Raw genomic sequence first — 16,008 nt, 5'->3', positions numbered from 1 at the left:
GTTGAGCGCTGGAGAGGGCCGTCCGGGCCGCCTCCAGAGTTACCAGGACGCGCCTGGTTCACCACACCCACAAGGGCCGGCGTGGCGTGCGGCACTTCCCGGTGCCGCCGCGGTTGAGGTCGATGATCAGCGTTCGTGTACATAGGTGCCCGGCGCGGCTTCGCCGACCGGGTACTTCTTGTTGCCCAGTGCCCTGGGGGCATTCTTGGTTTCACCCGAGCGCTCGGCCAGCCAGGTCTGCCAGTGCAGCCACCAGGAGTCGGCATGCTTGGTCGAGCTTTCCTGCCAGGCTTTCGGGTCCAGCGGCATTTCGCTATTGGTCATGTAGCGTGCCTTGGGGTTGCCCGGCGGGTTGAGAATGCTCTGGATATGGCCGCTGTTGGACAGGACGAACTCGCACTTGCCGCCGAACAGGTGCGCCGACTTGTAGCACGAGTCCCAGGGCGTGATGTGGTCGGTGGTGCCGGCCACGACGAAGAAGTCGCAGGTGACCTGCTTGAGGTCGATCGGCGTACCGCAGACCTCCAGGGCGCCCGGACGGGTCAGCGGGTTGGTCTGGAACATCTCGATGAATTCGCCGTGCAGGGCAGCCGGCAGGCGCGTGGTGTCGTTGTTCCAGTAGAGGATGTCGAACACCGGTGGCTCGTTGCCGAGCAGGTAGTTGTTGACCCAGTAGTTCCAGATCAGGTCGTTGGGGCGCATCCAGGCGAACACCTTGGCCATGTCGCTGCCTTCCAGCACGCCGGCCTGGTAGGAGCGGCGCTTGGCGGCTTCCAGGGTCTTCTCGTCGGCGAACAGGGCCACCTGGGTGTCGAGCTGGGTGTCGAGCACGCTGACCAGCAGGGTCAGGGCGTTGACCTTCTGCTGGCCGAGGGCCGCGTAGTGGCCGAGCAGGGAAGCGGTGGTCAGGCCACCGGAGCAGGCGCCGAGCATGTTGACGTCCTTGCTGCCAGTGATGGCGCAGATGACGTCGATGGCGTCCTTGAGTGCCTCGATGTAGGTCGACAGGCCCCACTCGCGCTGCGCCTTGGTCGGGTTGCGCCAGCTGACCACGAAGGTCTGCACCTGGCTGCGCAGGAGGAAGCGCGCCAGGCTCTTGTCCGGCGACAGGTCGAATACGTAGAACTTGTTGATCTGTGGTGGCACCACCAGCAACGGGCGCTCGTGCACGCTCTCGGTGATCGGCTTGTACTGGATCAGCTCCAGCACGTCGTTGCGAAACACCACGGCGCCCTCGGTGGTGGCGAGGTTCTTGCCCACCTCGAAGGCTTCCATGTTCACCTGGCTGGGCATGCCGCCGTTGTTGACCATGTCCTTGGCCAGGTGCGAGAGGCCGTCGAGCAGGCTCTTGCCGCCCGTTTCGAAGAAGCGTTTGACGGCGGCCGGGTTGGCCATGCTGTTGGACGGCGCCATGGCTTCGGTCATCAGGTTGATGACGAAGTGGCCGCGACTGGCATCCTGTTCGGACAGCGAGCTGTGTTCGATCCAGTCGTGCAGCTCCTTGCGCCAGGCCAGGTAGGTCTGCAGGTAACGGCGGTAGAGCGGATTCTGGCTCCAGGCCGGATCGTTGAAGCGGCGGTCGCCGTCTTCGGGCTGGAGCGCGGACTGGCCGAGCAGGACGTTCTTCAGTTCGAGGCCGAAGTGGGCCACATGCTTGGCACTATGGAAGGGTTGCTTGAGTGCCTGAGCGAGCACCATGCGGGCAGAGGTCAAAAGATCCTTGCCGCGGATGCCAATCACCGGGTTGAGTCCCAGCGTATTTTCCGAGGCCTGGCGTTTCAGGTCATCGTTGTTCTTGTCACTCATCTACGACGCTCCATTGTCCTGAGACGAATACCGGCCTGCGAAGGCGCGCGGCTGAACAGGGCCTGGTACTGCTCGGGTTACCGGGGGCGGATCGAGTCCGCACATTTCGTTGCACCTGGCACAGCCAAATGCAGGGAACCTGCCAGTTCCTTGGTTACCCGAGTTTGTGCAGTTAAGCAAGCCAGTCGATGGCGCAGGAGTATGCCGCGATAGATTAGAAAACTCGCCCTAACTGTCGCTAACGTGATCGGTGGTGAGGGTGCCGGGCGCTCTGCGGCAAGGGTTTGCCTGGCGCCTCAGAGCATCAGGCGGACGACCGATTCGTTGGGATCGCGGGATTTTCCGGCCGCGCTCAGTTGCGCCAGATAGTCGGCCCACAGCTCGCTCTGGCGCGTGGCCAGTTCGTGCAGGTAGTCCCAGGTGAACAGGCCGCTGTCATGACCGTCGTCGAAGCACAGTTTCAGTGCATAGTTGCCGGCCGGCTCGATGCGCTCCAGGCCGACACCAAGTTTGCCGGTCTGCAGGATCGGCTGGCCATGCCCCTGCACCTCGGCCGAGGGCGAGTGCACGCGGAGGAATTCGGCGCTGAGCTGGTAGCTCGTTTCCCCATAGCGCAGCTCCAGGGTCTTCGAGGCCTTGTGCAGTTTGATCGCGCTGGGGATGGGCATGTGCGGCTCCTGAAACGATGTAGCCCGGATGCAATCCGGGACGCTGTCGTAAACGTCCCCGGATGTCATCCGGGCTACGTGGCGTGAGTGCTGTCAGAGAATATAGCGCGACAGGTCTTCGTCCTGGGCCAGTTCGCCCAGGTGGCCGTTGACGTAGTCGGCGTCGATGCGGATCGGTTCGCCGTTCTGCTGCCCGGCCAGGTCGCCGGCACTGAAGGACACCTCTTCCAGCAGGCGCTCGAGCAGGGTGTGCAGGCGGCGCGCACCGATGTTCTCGGTCTTCTCGTTGACCTGCCAGGCAATCTCGGCCAGACGCTTGATGCCGTCGTCGGCGAACTCGATGTGCAGCCCCTCGGTCTTCAGCAGTTCGCTGTACTGCTCGGTGAGCGAGGCGTGCGGCTCGCGCAGAATGCGCTCGAAGTCCTGCGGGCTCAGCGCCTTGAGTTCGACGCGAATCGGCAGACGCCCCTGCAGCTCGGGCACCAGGTCACTGGGTTTGCTCAGGTGGAAGGCGCCGGAGGCGATGAACAGGATGTGGTCGGTCTTGACCATGCCCAGCTTGGTGTTGACCGTGCAGCCCTCGATCAGCGGCAGCAGGTCGCGCTGCACGCCTTCGCGGGAGACGTCGGCGCCGCCGGCGTTGGCGCGCTTGGCGACCTTGTCGATCTCGTCGATGAAGACGATGCCATGCTGCTCGACGGCCTCCAGCGCGCGGGCCTTGAGTTCTTCCTCATTGACCAGGCGGGCGGCTTCCTCGTCGCGCACCAGCTTCAGCGCATCGACGACCTTGAGCTTGCGGCTCTTCTTCTTGCCCTTGCCCATGCTGGAGAACAGGTTCTGCAGCTGGTTGGTCATTTCCTCCATGCCCGGCGGGGTCATGATCTCGACGCCCATGGGCGACTCGGCGACCTCGATGTCGATTTCCTTGTCGTTCAGTTGGCCTTCGCGCAGGCGCTTGCGGAACAGCTGGCGGGTGTTGGAGTCCTCGCTGCGCGCCGGCTCGTCGCCGAAGCCCTGGCGTGCCGGTGGCAGCAGGGCGTCGAGGATGCGCTCCTCGGCGGCGTCCTCGGCGCGGTGGCGGACCTTGACCATTTCCTGCTCGCGCAGCATTTTCACCGCTGCATCGGCCAGGTCGCGGATGATCGACTCGACGTCACGGCCGACGTAGCCGACCTCGGTGAACTTGGTCGCTTCCACCTTGAGGAACGGCGCGTTGGCCAGCTTGGCCAGACGCCGGGCGATCTCGGTCTTGCCGACACCGGTGGGGCCGATCATCAGGATGTTCTTCGGCGTGACTTCCTGGCGCAGGTCGGTCGGCAGTTGCATGCGCCGCCAGCGGTTGCGCAGGGCGATGGCGACGGCGCGCTTGGCGTCGTCCTGGCCGATGATATGGCGATTGAGTTCGTGGACGATCTCGCGGGGCGTCATGGACATGGAATTTGGCTCGCAATAAACGAAAACGGTGAGGCGGTGGACGCTACTCGGCGGCGTCCAGTTCCTCGATGGTCTGGTGATGATTTGTGAACACGCAGATGTCGCCGGCGATGCCCAACGCGGTCTCGGCCACCTCACGGGCGGACAGGTCGGTCTTCATCAGCAGCGCGCGCGCGGCGGCCTGGGCGAAGTTGCCGCCGGAGCCCATGGCGATCAGGCCTTCTTCGGGTTCGACCACGTCGCCGTTGCCGGTGATGATCAGCGATGCATCCTTGTTGGCCACTGCCAGCATGGCTTCCAGGCGGCTCAGGCTGCGGTCGGTACGCCAGTCCTTGGCCAGTTCCACGGCGGCGCGTACCAGATGGCCCTGGTGTTTTTCCAGCTGGCCTTCGAAACGCTCGAACAGGGTAAAGGCATCGGCGGTGGCGCCGGCGAAACCGGCCAGCACCTGGCCGTGGTACAGGCGGCGCACCTTCTTGGCGTTGCCCTTCATGACGGTGTTGCCGAGCGATACCTGGCCGTCGCCAGCCATCACGACCTTGCCATGACGGCGCACTGAAACGATGGTGGTCAAGGGTGAATCTCCACGCTGCGGGGCGAATTGCCCGGATGGAAACTCAGATGGGGTGCCCGCTGCGGCTTTTCAACCGGCAGCGGGCGAATCGACGATCAGCGGACCTGGCGCTGCTGTAACAGCAGGTTGCTGAAACCATTGCCGGCCAGGGTCTTCTGCGCCGACGCCAGCTGCTCGCGGCTGGCGAACGGGCCGACCAGCACGCGGTGCCAGGTTTCCTCGCGTACCTTGCCGGTCTCCACGCGCACGTTCTGCCCCAGCAGGATGATCTGCGCGCGCAGGGTGTCGGCGTCATCGCGCTTGCGGAACGAGCCGGCCTGCAGGAAGAACTGCGTGGTGACCGGTGCGCTGGCGATGACCGGCGGCGGGGGCGGCGGTACCTGGCCGTTGAGTGCGGCCTCGGCGCGAGCGGTGTCGATCTTCGCGGCTTCCTCGGGGGTGACCGGTTTCTGCGCGGCGGTTGGCGGCGGTGTTTCTTCCAGTGCCTGCGGCAGGATCACCTCGGACTCCGGCAGCAGGGTGTAGAAGTCGTACTTGGGCTTGGCCGGTTCCGGCTTGCTCGGCTTGGGTTCCGGCTTGGTGCTGCGCGCCTGCTCGCCACGGTCGCGCTTGATCTCGTCGCGACCGGGTTCGAGGCTGAACAGGAACATGAAGAAACCGCCGACCACCAGGCCGCAGACCAGCCAGATCCAGCCCGGTACGGGTTTCTTGGCCGGAGCCTGGTAGCGACTGGCGCCGCGCTTGGGCGCCGGTTTCTTGCGCGCGGCCATTTACATCCGCTCCAGGGTGTCCAGGCCGAGCAGCTCCAGGCCCTGCTTGAGGGTACGGCCGGTGAGCGCGGTCAGGCGCAGACGGCTGTCGCGCGTGGCCTCGTCTTCGGCAGCGAGGATCGGGCAGTTCTCGTAGAAGCTGGAGAACAGGCCGGCGATGTCGTACAGGTAGCTGCACAGCATGTGCGGCGTGCCTTTCTCGGCGACGCTGCTCAGCAGTTCATTAAACTGCGCCAGCTTGGCGGCCAGGGCCTGCTCCTGCTCGGCGACCAGGGCGATCTGCCCGCCGATTTCCTCGATGCCCTTGCCCAGCTTGCGGAATACACCAGCCACGCGGGTGTAGGCGTACAGCAGGTAGGGCGCGGTGTTGCCCTCGAAGCTCAGCATCAGGTCGAAGTTGAAGCTGTAGTCGCTGGCGCGGTGCTTGGACAGGTCGGCGTACTTCACCGAGGCGATGCCGACCACGCGGGCGATCTGGCGCAGCTCGTCGTCGCCCAGCTCCGGGTTCTTGCTCTTGACCAGCGCATAGGCGCGCTGCTCGGCTTCGTCGAGCAGGTGCACCAGTTTCACCGTGCCGCCGTCGCGGGTCTTGAACGGGCGGCCGTCTGGGCCGTTCATGGTGCCGAAGCCCATGTGCTCCATTTCCATGCTGGCTGGCACGAAGCCGGCCAGACGGGCGCAGGCGAAGACCATCTGGAAGTGCAGGGCCTGGCGCTGGTCGACGAAGTACAGCACGCGGTCGGCCTTGAGCGTGCCGGCGCGATAGCGGGTGGCGGCCAGGTCGGTGGTGGCGTACAGGTAGCCGCCACCGGCCTTCTGCACGATCAGTGGCAGCGGGTTGCCTTCGCTGTTCTTGAATTCGTCCATGAACACGCACTGCGCGCCATTGTCCTCGGTCAGCAGGCCCTTGGCGGCCAGATCCGCGACCACCTGCGGCAGGTCGTCGTTGTAGGCGCTCTCGCCCTTGACGTCGGCCATGCTCAGCTTGACGCCGAGGCGGTCGTACAGCGCCTGGCAGTGGCTCAGGGAGATGTCGTTGAAGCGGTTCCACAGGCGCAGGCATTCGGCGTCGCCAGCCTGCAGCTGCACCACCAGCTCACGGGCGCGGTCGGCGAACTCGGGGGACTCGTCGAAGCGCTTCTTGGCGGCGCGGTAGAAGCCTTCCAGGTCGGCCAGCTCGCTCTCGGCGGCCGCCGGGTTTTCCTGCATGTAGGCCAGCAGCATGCCGAACTGGGTGCCCCAGTCGCCGACGTGGTTCTGGCGGATCACGGTGTCGCCGAGGAACTCCAGCACACGGGCCACGCCATCGCCGATGATGGTCGAGCGCAGGTGGCCGACGTGCATCTCCTTGGCCAGGTTGGGTGCCGAGAGGTCGACCACCACGCGCTGCGCGGCGCCATTCTTGCGCACGCCGAGCCTGGCGTCGGCCAGCGCAGCCTCAAGGCGTTGAGCGAGGGCGTCGCTGTTCTGGAAGAAGTTGAGGAAGCCGGGGCCGGCGATCTCCACCTTGGTGATCTGCGTATCGGCCGGCAGGGCGGCGATCAGTTTCTCCGCCAGGTCGCGCGGCTTCATGGCGGCCGGCTTGGCCAGCATCATGGCAATGTTGCTGGCGAAGTCGCCGTGGCTCTTGTCCTTGGTGTTCTCCACCTGGATGGCCGGCGTCAGACCTTCAGGCAGCACGCCTTCGGCGGTGAGGCGGTCGAGGGCTTGCTGGATCAGGTGGCGAATGCTGTCTTTCATGTTCGGCTCGGGGCTGCCTTGGGGGCTTTGGTCGAAAACTGTGCATTATAAGAGCAGCGACAAGCTGCAAGCCACAAGCGGCAAGGAAAAGCACGTCGCCGTTCTTGCTTGAAGCTTGTGGTTTGCAGCTAGAAGCTCAAAAAAGGTCGATCGGGTCGACATCCAGCGACCAGCGCACCGCGCGGCCGCTGGGCATCTGCTCCAGTGCCTGTAGCCAGGGGGTGAGCAGGCGATGCAGGGCGGCGCGGGTGCTGCCTTGCAGCAGCAGCTGCGCGCGGAAGCGCCCGGCACGGCGCTCCATCGGGGCGGGAACGGGGCCGAGCAACTCGATGCCGGACAGGCCCAGCTCGCCCAGCAGGTACTCCGCCTCGCTGCAGGCTTCATCGAGGAATCCTTCTGCTTGCCCCGGCTTATGCGCCTCGGCGCGCAGCAGGGCCAGGTGGCAGAACGGCGGCAGGCCGGCGGCGCGGCGCTCGCTCAGGGCCTGTTCGGCGAAGGCGAAGTAGCCTTGCTCGGTCAGTTGCACCAGCAACGGGTGGTCGGCCAGGTGGCTCTGGATGATCACCTTGCCCGGCTCTTCGGCGCGTCCGGCACGCCCGGCGACCTGCACGATCAACTGGGCCATGCGCTCGCTGGCGCGAAAATCCGCGGAGAACAGGCCGCCGTCGGCATCGAGGATCGCTACCAGCGTCACCCGTGGGAAGTGATGGCCCTTGGCGAGCATCTGCGTGCCGACCAGGATGCACGGCTCACCCTTGTTGATGGTGGCGAACAGGCGATCCATGGCGCCCTTGCGCGAGGTGCTGTCGCGGTCGATGCGCAGCACCGGGTAATCGGGAAACAGTACCGCCAGGCGCTCCTCGGCACGCTCGGTGCCGGCGCCGACCGGGCGCAGGTCGACGTGCTGGCATTTCGGGCAGTTGCTCGGCTGGCGCTCGACGTGCCCGCAGTGATGGCAGCGCAGTTCCTGGTAGCGCTGATGCACGGTCATGCGCGCATCGCAGCGCGGGCACTCCGACAGCCAGCCGCAGTCGTGGCAGAGCAGGGCCGGGGCGAAGCCGCGGCGGTTGAGAAACACCAGCACCTGCTGGCCGGCCGCCAGGGTCTGGGCGATGGCCTGCTGCATCGGCCCGGAGATGCCGGCGTCCAGCGGTCGGCTCTTCACGTCCAGGCGCAGGAAGCGTGGCTGGCTGGCGCCACCCGCCCGCTGCGTGAGCTTGAGCAGGGCATAGCGGCCGCTATGGGCGTTGTGCAGGCTCTCCAGCGACGGCGTGGCCGAGCCGAGCACGATGGGCACGTCTTCCTGGCGCGCCCGCACCAGGGCCAGGTCGCGGGCGTGGTAGCGCAAACCCTCCTGCTGTTTATAGGAGGCGTCGTGTTCTTCGTCGACGATGATCAGCCCCGGGTTCAGCATGGGGGTGAACAGCGCCGAGCGGGTGCCGATGATGATGTCCGCCTCGCCGTCGCGGGCCGCCAGCCAGGCGTCCAGGCGTTCGCGGTCGTTCACCGCCGAATGCAGCAGGGCGATGCGCGCATTGAAGCGACGGGCGAAGCGCTCGCAGGTCTGCGGCCCGAGGTTGATCTCGGGGATCAGCACCAGGGCCTGCTTGCCGGCTTCCAGGCATTGATGGATCAGTTGCAGGTAGACCTCGGTCTTGCCGCTGCCGGTGATGCCTGCGAGCAGGAAGGCGTTGAACTGCCCCCAGCCCGAGGCGACAGCGTTGACCGCCGCGCGTTGCTCGGCGTTGAGTGGCAGCTCCGGTTGCGCCAGCCAGTGGGCGGGCTTCGCCTGTGGTTTGTTGCGGCGCACCTCGACGCGCACCAGGCCTTTCTCATGCAGCAGCTGCAGGCTGTCGCGGTTGAGCTGCAACTGACTGAGCAGGCTGTGGGCGACGCCGTGCGGGTGCTGGGCCAGCGCCTTGAGCGCATCGCGCTGGCGCGGTGCCCGGGCCAGGCGCGGGTCGTCTACGCTGGCGCCGCTGGTGGCCAGCCAGAAGCGCTCCTGCCGCGCCTCGGCCGGTTCGCCCTGGCGCAGCAGCACCGGCAATGCCCAGCTCAGCGTGTCGCCGAGGCTGTGCTGGTAATACTGGGCGGTCCACAGGCACAGCTTGAACAGCGCTGCCGGCAGCGGCGGGCGGGCGTCGAGCAGCTGCAGCGCAGGCTTGAGCTTGTCGGCCGGCACGTCGCTCTGGTTGTCGACCTCCACCAGTACGCCGATCATCTCGCGCCGGCCGAACGGCACACGCAGGCGTGCGCCAGGCTGCAGCGCGCTACGCGGTACACCGGCAGGGGCGCGGTAGTCGAACAGGCGGCGCAGGGGCGAGGGCAGGGCGAGGCGCAGGATCAGGTCGGGCAAGCCGGAAGCTCCAATGACAGGTGGCCGATGGTAACACGCGACGGCCGGTGCCCTGTCTGGCTTGCATCGCTTCACGTGTCTGGTAAGATGCGCGGCCTATTTCTGTGCGGTGCCTGACATTGGTTGGGTGGCGGCACGACTACCCCGAGGAAAGCATCATGAAAGCCGATATCCATCCGAACTACGTCGAGATCGACGCCACCTGCTCCTGCGGCAACGTCATCAAGACCCGCTCCACCCTGGGCAAGAACCTGAGCCTCGACGTCTGTTCCGAGTGCCACCCGTTCTACACCGGTAAGCAGAAAGTGCTGGACACCGGCGGCCGTATCGATCGCTTCAAGCAGCGCTTCGGCGTATTCGGCGCCAAGTAAGCGGCCGAAGCAAGACGGAATCTGGCATGCGCCACTCCGTGCTACTGAAAAAGGCGTCCCTGGTGGGCGCCTTTTTCGTTTCTCTGTTCTGCGTCGAGCTGGCGCAGGCCTTTTGCCCGCTGCGCGAGGATCTGCCCCGCTTCGCCGTGCGCCAGGTGGTCGACGGCGACACCCTGCGCCTGGTCGATGGGCGCAGCATTCGCCTGATTGGCATCAACGCCCCTGAGCTGGGGCGCAAGGGGCGCAGCGACGAGCCCTATGCCGTGCAGGCCAAGCGCCGTCTGCAGGCGCTGGTGGATGCCAGTGAGGGGCGCGTTGGCCTGTTGCCCGGCGAGCAGCGCAAGGATCGCTATGGACGCACCCTGGCGCACCTCTACGACGCTCAGGGACGTAATCTCGAGGCGCAGCTGCTCGGCGAAGGCCTGGGTTTCATGGTCGCGGTGGCGCCGAATGTCGAACTGGTACGCTGTCAGGCGGTCGCCGAGCGCGAGGCGCGTGATCGGCGCCTGGGGCTCTGGCGGGATTACCGGGTCCGTTCGGCCGGGCAGGTCCGCAGCGGCGGGTTTGCCTTGCTGAGTGGGCGTGTGGCCAGGGTGCAGCGCAATCGTGGCGGCCTGTGGCTGGAGCTGGACGGTGGCCGCGTGCTGCGCGTGGCGCCGGCGCTCCTGGATGCATTCGATCTGCCGGCGATGCAGGCGCTCGCGGGGCGAAGAGTCGAGGCCCGCGGCTGGGTGATCGACCGCCAGTCACGGGGTGGTCTGCAGTCGGGCCAGGCGCGCTGGATGCTGCCACTGACCCACTCGGCGATGCTGGAGGTGTTGCCATGATGCGTGCATTGATGCTGTGCCTGTTCTGCGCCTGGCTGACGGGCTGTGCCGTCAACCCTGCCACGGGGCGCACCGATTTCGTGATGATGAGCGAGCGCCAGGAGCTCGACCTCGGTGCCCGCTACAACCAGGAAATCCTCAAGCAGAACCCGCCTTATGCGGACGCCAAGTTGCAGGCCTACATCCAGCGGGTGGGCGAGCGGGTGGCGCGCAACAGTCATCGCAATCAGCTCAGCTACGTCTTCACCCTGGTCGACAGCCCGGACGTCAATGCCTTCGCCCTGCCGGGCGGCTATATCTACATTCACCGTGGGCTGCTCGCCTACCTCAACTCCGAGGCGGAACTGGCCGCCGTGCTCGGCCATGAGATCGGTCACGTGACGGCGCGCCACAGCGTGCGTCAGCAGAGCCAGTCGACCGCCTGGGGGCTGCTCGGCCAGGCGGCGGCCATCGGCACCGGGGTTGGCGCTGTCGGCGACCTGACCAGCGTCATGGGCAATGCCTTCGTGCGTGGCTATGGCCGTGACATGGAGCTGGAGGCGGACGGCCTCGGCGCACAGTACCTGGCACGCAGCGGCTATGACCCGCAGGCGATGATCGAAGTGGTCAAGGTGCTCAAGAGTCAGGAGGACTTCGCCCGTGAGCAGGCCGCCAGGCGTGGTGAGGCGCCCGCGCAGGGCGGCTATCACGGTCTGTTCGACACCCACCCTGACAACGATCGCCGCCTGCAGGAGGTGATCGGTCCGGCGCGGGCGCTGGTCGGTGGCAATCAGGAAGTGGGGCGCGATGCGTTCCTGCAGCAGCTCGATGGCCTGGTGTTCGGTGATTCGGCAGCCAGCGGGATTCGTCGTGGGCGCCACTTCTACCATGGCGAGCTGGATTTCACCCTGACCTACCCGCAGGGCTGGCAACTGGTCAATCGCGCCGATGTGCTGATCGGCCATACCCCGGATGAGCAGGCGTTCATCGCCATGACGCTGGAGCCGGCGGACAAGGCGCTCGCGCCTGCCGAGTACCTGCGCAAGCGGGTCGGCAATCAGCGCCTGGTGGCCGGTGAAGAGCTGCGCCTGGGGACGTTGCGCGGCTACACGGCCATCTTGCAGGGGCAGGCGGCGCGCCGGGTGGCGGTGATCTACCGTGGTGACAGTGCCTATCTGTTCGTCGCCGCGGTCAAGGGGCGCGCTTCGCTGGAGAGCGAAGACGAGCGTTTCCTCGAAGTGATCCGCAGCTATCGTCCGCTCAAGGCGACCGAGCGCAAGCTGGCTGAGCCGGTGCGTCTGCATCTGGTGCGGGCCAAGGCAGGGCAGGGCATGGCGAGCCTTGCTCGCAACTCGCCGTTGCCGAGCGATGGCGAGGCGCAGCTGCGCTTGCTCAACGGGCTCTACCCCGCTGGTGAGCCGCGTGCAGGGCAGTGGTTGAAAACGCTGCGCTAGTGGGGCGCTTCAATCGCGACCGAACAGTCTTGTGCAGCTGTATACAACTTGCGTATCCTCGGCCGCTGCCCGTTCAACAGCCAACAAAAGCGGAAATGCCACTATGTCTGATTTGAAAACTGCCGCTCTCGAGTATCACGCCCAGCCGCGCCCCGGCAAACTGAGCGTCGAGTTGACCAAAGCCACCGCCACTGCCCGCGACCTGTCGCTGGCCTACAGCCCGGGTGTCGCCGAGCCGGTGCGTGAAATCGCCCGCGATGCCGAGCTGGCCTACCGCTACACCGGTAAAGGCAACCTGGTGGCAGTGATTTCCGATGGCACCGCCATCCTCGGCCTGGGTAACCTCGGCCCGCTGGCGTCCAAGCCGGTGATGGAAGGTAAAGGCGTGCTGTTCAAGCGTTTCGCCGGTATCGACGTGTTCGATATCGAGGTCGATTCGGAAAGCCCGCAGGCCTTCATCGACACCGTGAAACGCATCTCCATCACCTTCGGTGGCATCAACTTGGAAGATATCAAGGCCCCCGAGTGCTTCGAGATCGAGCGCGCGCTGATCGAACAGTGCGATATCCCGGTATTCCACGATGACCAGCACGGTACCGCGATCGTTACCGCCGCCGGCATGCTCAATGCCCTGGAAATCGCCGGCAAGAGCCTGGAAGAGGCGAAGATCGTCTGCCTGGGCGCTGGTGCTGCCGCCATCTCCTGCATGAAGCTGCTGGTGAGCATGGGTGCCAAGGTCGAGAACATCTTCATGATCGACCGCAAGGGCGTGATTCACGCAGGCCGCGACGATCTGAACCAGTACAAGGCGGTATTCGCCACCGAGACCGACAAGCGCACCCTGTCCGACGCGCTTGAAGGTGCCGATGTGTTCGTCGGCCTGTCCGGTGCCAACCTGCTGAGCCCGGAAGATCTCAAGCGCATGGCGGCCAACCCGATCGTCTTCGCCTGCTCCAACCCGGATCCGGAAATCAAGCCGGAGCTGGCGCACGAGACCCGCAACGACGTGATCATGGCGACCGGTCGTTCCGACTACCCGAACCAGGTCAACAACGTGCTGGGCTTCCCCTTCATCTTCCGTGGCGCGCTGGACGTTCGTGCGACCCGCATCAACGAGGAAATGAAGATCGCTGCCGCGCTGGCGCTGCGTGATCTGGCCAAGCTGCCGGTGCCGCAGGACGTCTGCGACGCCTACGGTGGCATCAAGCTGGAATTCGGTCGCGAGTACATCATTCCGAAACCGATGGATCAGCGTCTGATCACCGTGGTCTGCGATGCGGTGGCCAAGGCTGCCATCGAGTCCGGCGTGGCGACGCTGCCGTATCCGAAGCACTACCCGCTGCAGTCGGTGGATGACGTGTTCAACGGCTGATCCCCTGGATGCAGACAACAAAAAACCCGCCTAGGCGGGTTTTTTGTTGTCTGTCGTTTGCCGCCCCTGGGGGGCGGCGCACCGATCAGAACAGATCGATCGGTGCCATCTCGTCAGCCGGCAGCGGGCTGCCGGGGATGCCCATGCCGGGCTCGAACTCGCTCATCGGTGGTGGCGAGTCTTCGCTCTTGAACAGCTCGAAGTAGGCGTCCGGCGTGCTCGGCGTGGCGGCGCGGCCGCTGACCGGATCGACCCGCAGCGTGAGGATGCCCTTGGGTTCCTTGGGCACGTGGCTGGGGCGGTCCTTGAGTGCGGCGCCCATGTAGCTCATCCAGATGGGCAGGGCGACGGTGCCGCCGTACTCGTGGCGTCCCAGGCTTTCCGGCTGGTCGAAGCCGGACCAGACGGTGGTCACGTAGTCGGCGTTGTAGCCGGAGAACCAGCTGTCCTTGGAGTCGTTGGTGGTCCCGGTCTTGCCGGCCAGGTCGTTGCGGCCCAGGGCCAGGGCGCGGCGGCCGGTACCGCGCTTGATCACGTCCTGCAGCATGCTGGTCATGATGTAGGCGGTACGCTCGTCGATGATCTGCTCGGCGACCTTGGGTTCTTCCTGGGGCAGGTCGTCCGTTGCATTCACGGCCAGGTTGGCGTTCTCCTCGCTCGGTTTGCTGCCCGGTACGCGTGCCGGGTTGGCGCGGAACAGCGGCTTGCCGTTGCGATCGTCGATGCGTTCGATCAGATAGGGCTCGATCTTGTAGCCGCCATTGGCGAAGGTGGCCCAGCCCTCGGCGATCTCCATCGGGGTCAGGCTGGCGGTGCCCAGCGCCAGGGACAGGTTGCGTGGCAGGTCCTGTTCGGCGAAGCCGAAGCGCTGGATGTAGTTCACCGTCTGGTCGACGCCCATGTCCTGCAGCAGGCGAATGGACACCAGGTTGCGCGACCGGTACAGCGCTTCGCGCATGCGGATGGGGCCGAGGAAGGTGTTGTTGTCGTTCTTCGGGCGCCACTTCTGCGACAGGTAATCGTCGGAGAGGATGATCGGTGCGTCGTTGACCAGGGTCGCGGCGGTGTAGCCGCTGTCCAGGGCGGCGCTGTAGACGAAGGGTTTGAAGCTGGAGCCGGGCTGGCGCTTGGCCTGTACGGCGCGATTGTAGTTGCTCTGGTCGAAGGAGAAGCCGCCGACCAGCGACTGGATGGCGCCGCTGTAGGGGTCGAGGGAGACCAGCGCGCTCTGTGCCGCCGGAATCTGCGAGAAGACCAGGCTGCCGTCAGCCTGGCGCTGCACCCTGACCACATCGCCTACCTGGACGACATCGGCGGGTTGCTGCGGGCGAGGACCCATGCTGTTGGTGCTGAGGAAGGGGCGTGCCCATTTCATGCTGTCCCAGGCCACGGCCTGTTCTTCGCCGTTGCGCGGCAGCACCAGGATGCCGCTTTTCTCCACCTGAGTGACCACGGCCGGCTCCAGTCCGCCGATGCCGCGGAACTTGCTCAGCTCTGTCAGCCAGGCTTCGCGTGTCATGCCTGGCAGGCGACTTTCCGGGCCACGGTAGCCATGGCGCTGGTCATAGGCCATCAGGCCGTCGCGCAAGGCGGTGTTGGCCATTTCCTGCAGGTTGCTCGGTACCGTGGTGGTGACATTGAAGCCTTCGGTATAGGCCTCGCTGCCGTAACGACCGACCATCTCCGCACGTGCCATCTCGGCGATATAGGGTGCGCTGATCTCCGGTGCCGGCACGTGATAGCGAGCATCGACCTCTTCGGCCAGTGCCGACTCGTAGCTGGCCTGGTCGATGCGGCCAAGACGGAACAGGCGACCGAGGATCCAGTCGCGGCGTTCCTTGGCGCGGGTCGGGTTGACCAGCGGATTGTAGCGCGAGGGGGCCTTGGGCAGGCCGGCGATCATCGCCATCTGCGCCAGGCTCAGGTCGCGGATCGATTTGCCGTAGTAGACCTGCGCCGCCGCCTCGATGCCGTAGGCGCGGTGGCCGAGGTAGATCTTGTTGACGTACAGCTCGAGGATCTCGTCCTTGCTCAATTCGCGCTCGATCTGCAGCGCCAGGAGAATCTCGGTGGCCTTGCGCGAGAAGCTGCGCTCGTTGGTGAGGAAGAAGTTCTTCGCCACCTGCATGGTGATGGTGCTGCCGCCGCTCTGAATCTGCCCGCTTTTCAATAATTGCGTGGCAGCGCGCATCAGGCTGGTCACATCGACGCCATAATGATTGGCGAAATTGTCGTCTTCGGCTGCCAGTAGCGCACTGATGAAATCCTTGGGGATTTCGTCGAAGCGAATGGGGGAGCGGCGCATCTCGCCAAACTCGGCAATCAGCTTGGCATCGCTGCTGTAGACGCGCAGCGGTATCTGCAGCTGCACTTGCCGCAGTGACTCGACGGACGGAAGGGTCGGGCTAAGATAAAGAAACGCACCGCTGAAACTGAGCAACAGCCCACAAAAAACGGCAACGCAGGACCACCAGATGAACTTCAGCAGGCGCATCAAAATGTTTGGAATTCCAAGTAAAAGAATGAGTTAAGCAGGAGTCGTGGCAAAAAGGGAAAAGCTGATCACATTATAAGCGTTTTTTTTCCCGGGGAGCCATTTGCGCTTCTGTCAAGACTGATATTTAATGTGGAAAAACATAAATAGTCCGTAAGTCGCG

Annotated in this window: 12 protein-coding genes; 4 read left to right on the top strand and 8 right to left on the bottom strand. The window is 65.2% G+C overall.

Annotated elements, in window-relative coordinates; all coding sequences use genetic code 11:
- Positions 1-126: 126 nt before the first annotated feature.
- The 7 genes from phaC to EPK82_RS06610 form a co-directional block, all read right to left on the bottom strand.
- Positions 127-1,806, bottom strand: a complete 1,680-nt coding sequence (phaC, locus tag EPK82_RS06640; RefSeq protein ID WP_037049875.1) for a class II poly(R)-hydroxyalkanoic acid synthase — start codon at positions 1,804-1,806, stop codon at positions 127-129.
- A gap of 296 nt (positions 1,807-2,102) precedes the next feature.
- Entirely contained in the window at positions 2,103-2,474 is a 372-nt protein-coding gene (locus EPK82_RS06635) for a gamma-butyrobetaine hydroxylase-like domain-containing protein (protein ID WP_037049873.1), read from the bottom strand.
- Positions 2,475-2,567: 93 nt separating this feature from the next.
- Complete coding sequence (gene hslU, locus EPK82_RS06630; protein ID WP_037049871.1) at positions 2,568-3,908, bottom strand: HslU--HslV peptidase ATPase subunit; 1,341 nt, start codon at positions 3,906-3,908, stop codon at positions 2,568-2,570.
- Between the two features lie 43 nt (positions 3,909-3,951).
- Positions 3,952-4,482: an ATP-dependent protease subunit HslV gene (gene hslV / locus EPK82_RS06625; RefSeq protein WP_037049870.1), complete on the bottom strand. Its 531-nt coding sequence runs from the start codon at positions 4,480-4,482 to the stop codon at positions 3,952-3,954.
- Positions 4,483-4,577: 95 nt separating this feature from the next.
- Positions 4,578-5,252, bottom strand: coding sequence for an SPOR domain-containing protein (locus EPK82_RS06620; RefSeq protein WP_037049868.1), 675 nt, complete (start codon positions 5,250-5,252; stop codon positions 4,578-4,580).
- On the bottom strand, positions 5,253-6,992 hold the full coding sequence (argS, locus tag EPK82_RS06615) for an arginine--tRNA ligase (RefSeq protein WP_134676119.1): 1,740 nt from the start codon (positions 6,990-6,992) through the stop codon (positions 5,253-5,255).
- A gap of 136 nt (positions 6,993-7,128) precedes the next feature.
- A complete protein-coding gene (locus EPK82_RS06610; protein WP_134676118.1) occupies positions 7,129-9,348 on the bottom strand; it encodes a primosomal protein N' in 2,220 nt (739 codons plus the stop codon).
- 158 nt (positions 9,349-9,506) lie between these two features.
- Here EPK82_RS06610 and rpmE point away from each other — a divergent pair, with 158 nt between their 5' ends.
- From rpmE to EPK82_RS06590, 4 genes are all read left to right on the top strand, one after another.
- Entirely contained in the window at positions 9,507-9,719 is a 213-nt protein-coding gene (rpmE, locus tag EPK82_RS06605; protein ID WP_003459015.1) for a 50S ribosomal protein L31, read from the top strand.
- A gap of 26 nt (positions 9,720-9,745) precedes the next feature.
- Positions 9,746-10,546 carry a thermonuclease family protein gene (locus EPK82_RS06600; protein ID WP_134676117.1) on the top strand — a complete coding sequence of 267 codons (801 nt, stop codon included), beginning with the start codon at positions 9,746-9,748 and terminating at the stop codon, positions 10,544-10,546.
- The gene (locus EPK82_RS06595) at positions 10,543-11,979 is read left to right on the top strand and encodes a M48 family metalloprotease (RefSeq protein ID WP_134676116.1); all 1,437 of its coding nucleotides are present in this window, start codon (positions 10,543-10,545) and stop codon (positions 11,977-11,979) included. The genes EPK82_RS06600 and EPK82_RS06595 overlap by 4 nt, the downstream gene beginning before the upstream one ends.
- Before the next feature lie 103 nt (positions 11,980-12,082).
- Positions 12,083-13,351 carry a malic enzyme-like NAD(P)-binding protein gene (locus tag EPK82_RS06590; protein ID WP_037049853.1) on the top strand — a complete coding sequence of 423 codons (1,269 nt, stop codon included), beginning with the start codon at positions 12,083-12,085 and terminating at the stop codon, positions 13,349-13,351.
- A gap of 85 nt (positions 13,352-13,436) precedes the next feature.
- Here the strand turns inward: EPK82_RS06590 and EPK82_RS06585 are convergent, their stop codons facing one another.
- On the bottom strand, positions 13,437-15,848 hold the full coding sequence (locus tag EPK82_RS06585) for a penicillin-binding protein 1A (RefSeq protein ID WP_134676115.1): 2,412 nt from the start codon (positions 15,846-15,848) through the stop codon (positions 13,437-13,439).
- Positions 15,849-16,008: the final 160 nt, after the last annotated feature.

The sequence above is a fragment of the Ectopseudomonas khazarica genome (genome assembly GCF_004521985.1).
GTDB lineage: Bacteria > Pseudomonadota > Gammaproteobacteria > Pseudomonadales > Pseudomonadaceae > Aquipseudomonas > Aquipseudomonas khazarica.
Note: the sequence above shows the minus strand (reverse complement) of the source record. Positions and strands in the feature narration are given on the sequence as shown.

Excerpts from the sequence above, each read along its gene's own strand:
- hslU (WP_037049871.1), bottom strand. The coding sequence starts at position 3,908 with ATGTCCATGACGCCCCGCGAGATCGTCCACGAACTCAATCGCCATATC.
- phaC (WP_037049875.1), bottom strand. The coding sequence starts at position 1,806 with ATGAGTGACAAGAACAACGATGACCTGAAACGCCAGGCCTCGGAAAAT.
- EPK82_RS06600 (WP_134676117.1), top strand. The coding sequence starts at position 9,746 with ATGCGCCACTCCGTGCTACTGAAAAAGGCGTCCCTGGTGGGCGCCTTT.
- EPK82_RS06590 (WP_037049853.1), top strand. The coding sequence starts at position 12,083 with ATGTCTGATTTGAAAACTGCCGCTCTCGAGTATCACGCCCAGCCGCGC.
- EPK82_RS06620 (WP_037049868.1), bottom strand. The coding sequence starts at position 5,252 with ATGGCCGCGCGCAAGAAACCGGCGCCCAAGCGCGGCGCCAGTCGCTAC.
- argS (WP_134676119.1), bottom strand. The coding sequence starts at position 6,992 with ATGAAAGACAGCATTCGCCACCTGATCCAGCAAGCCCTCGACCGCCTC.
- EPK82_RS06635 (WP_037049873.1), bottom strand. The coding sequence starts at position 2,474 with ATGCCCATCCCCAGCGCGATCAAACTGCACAAGGCCTCGAAGACCCTG.
- EPK82_RS06595 (WP_134676116.1), top strand. The coding sequence starts at position 10,543 with ATGATGCGTGCATTGATGCTGTGCCTGTTCTGCGCCTGGCTGACGGGC.
- rpmE (WP_003459015.1), top strand. The coding sequence starts at position 9,507 with ATGAAAGCCGATATCCATCCGAACTACGTCGAGATCGACGCCACCTGC.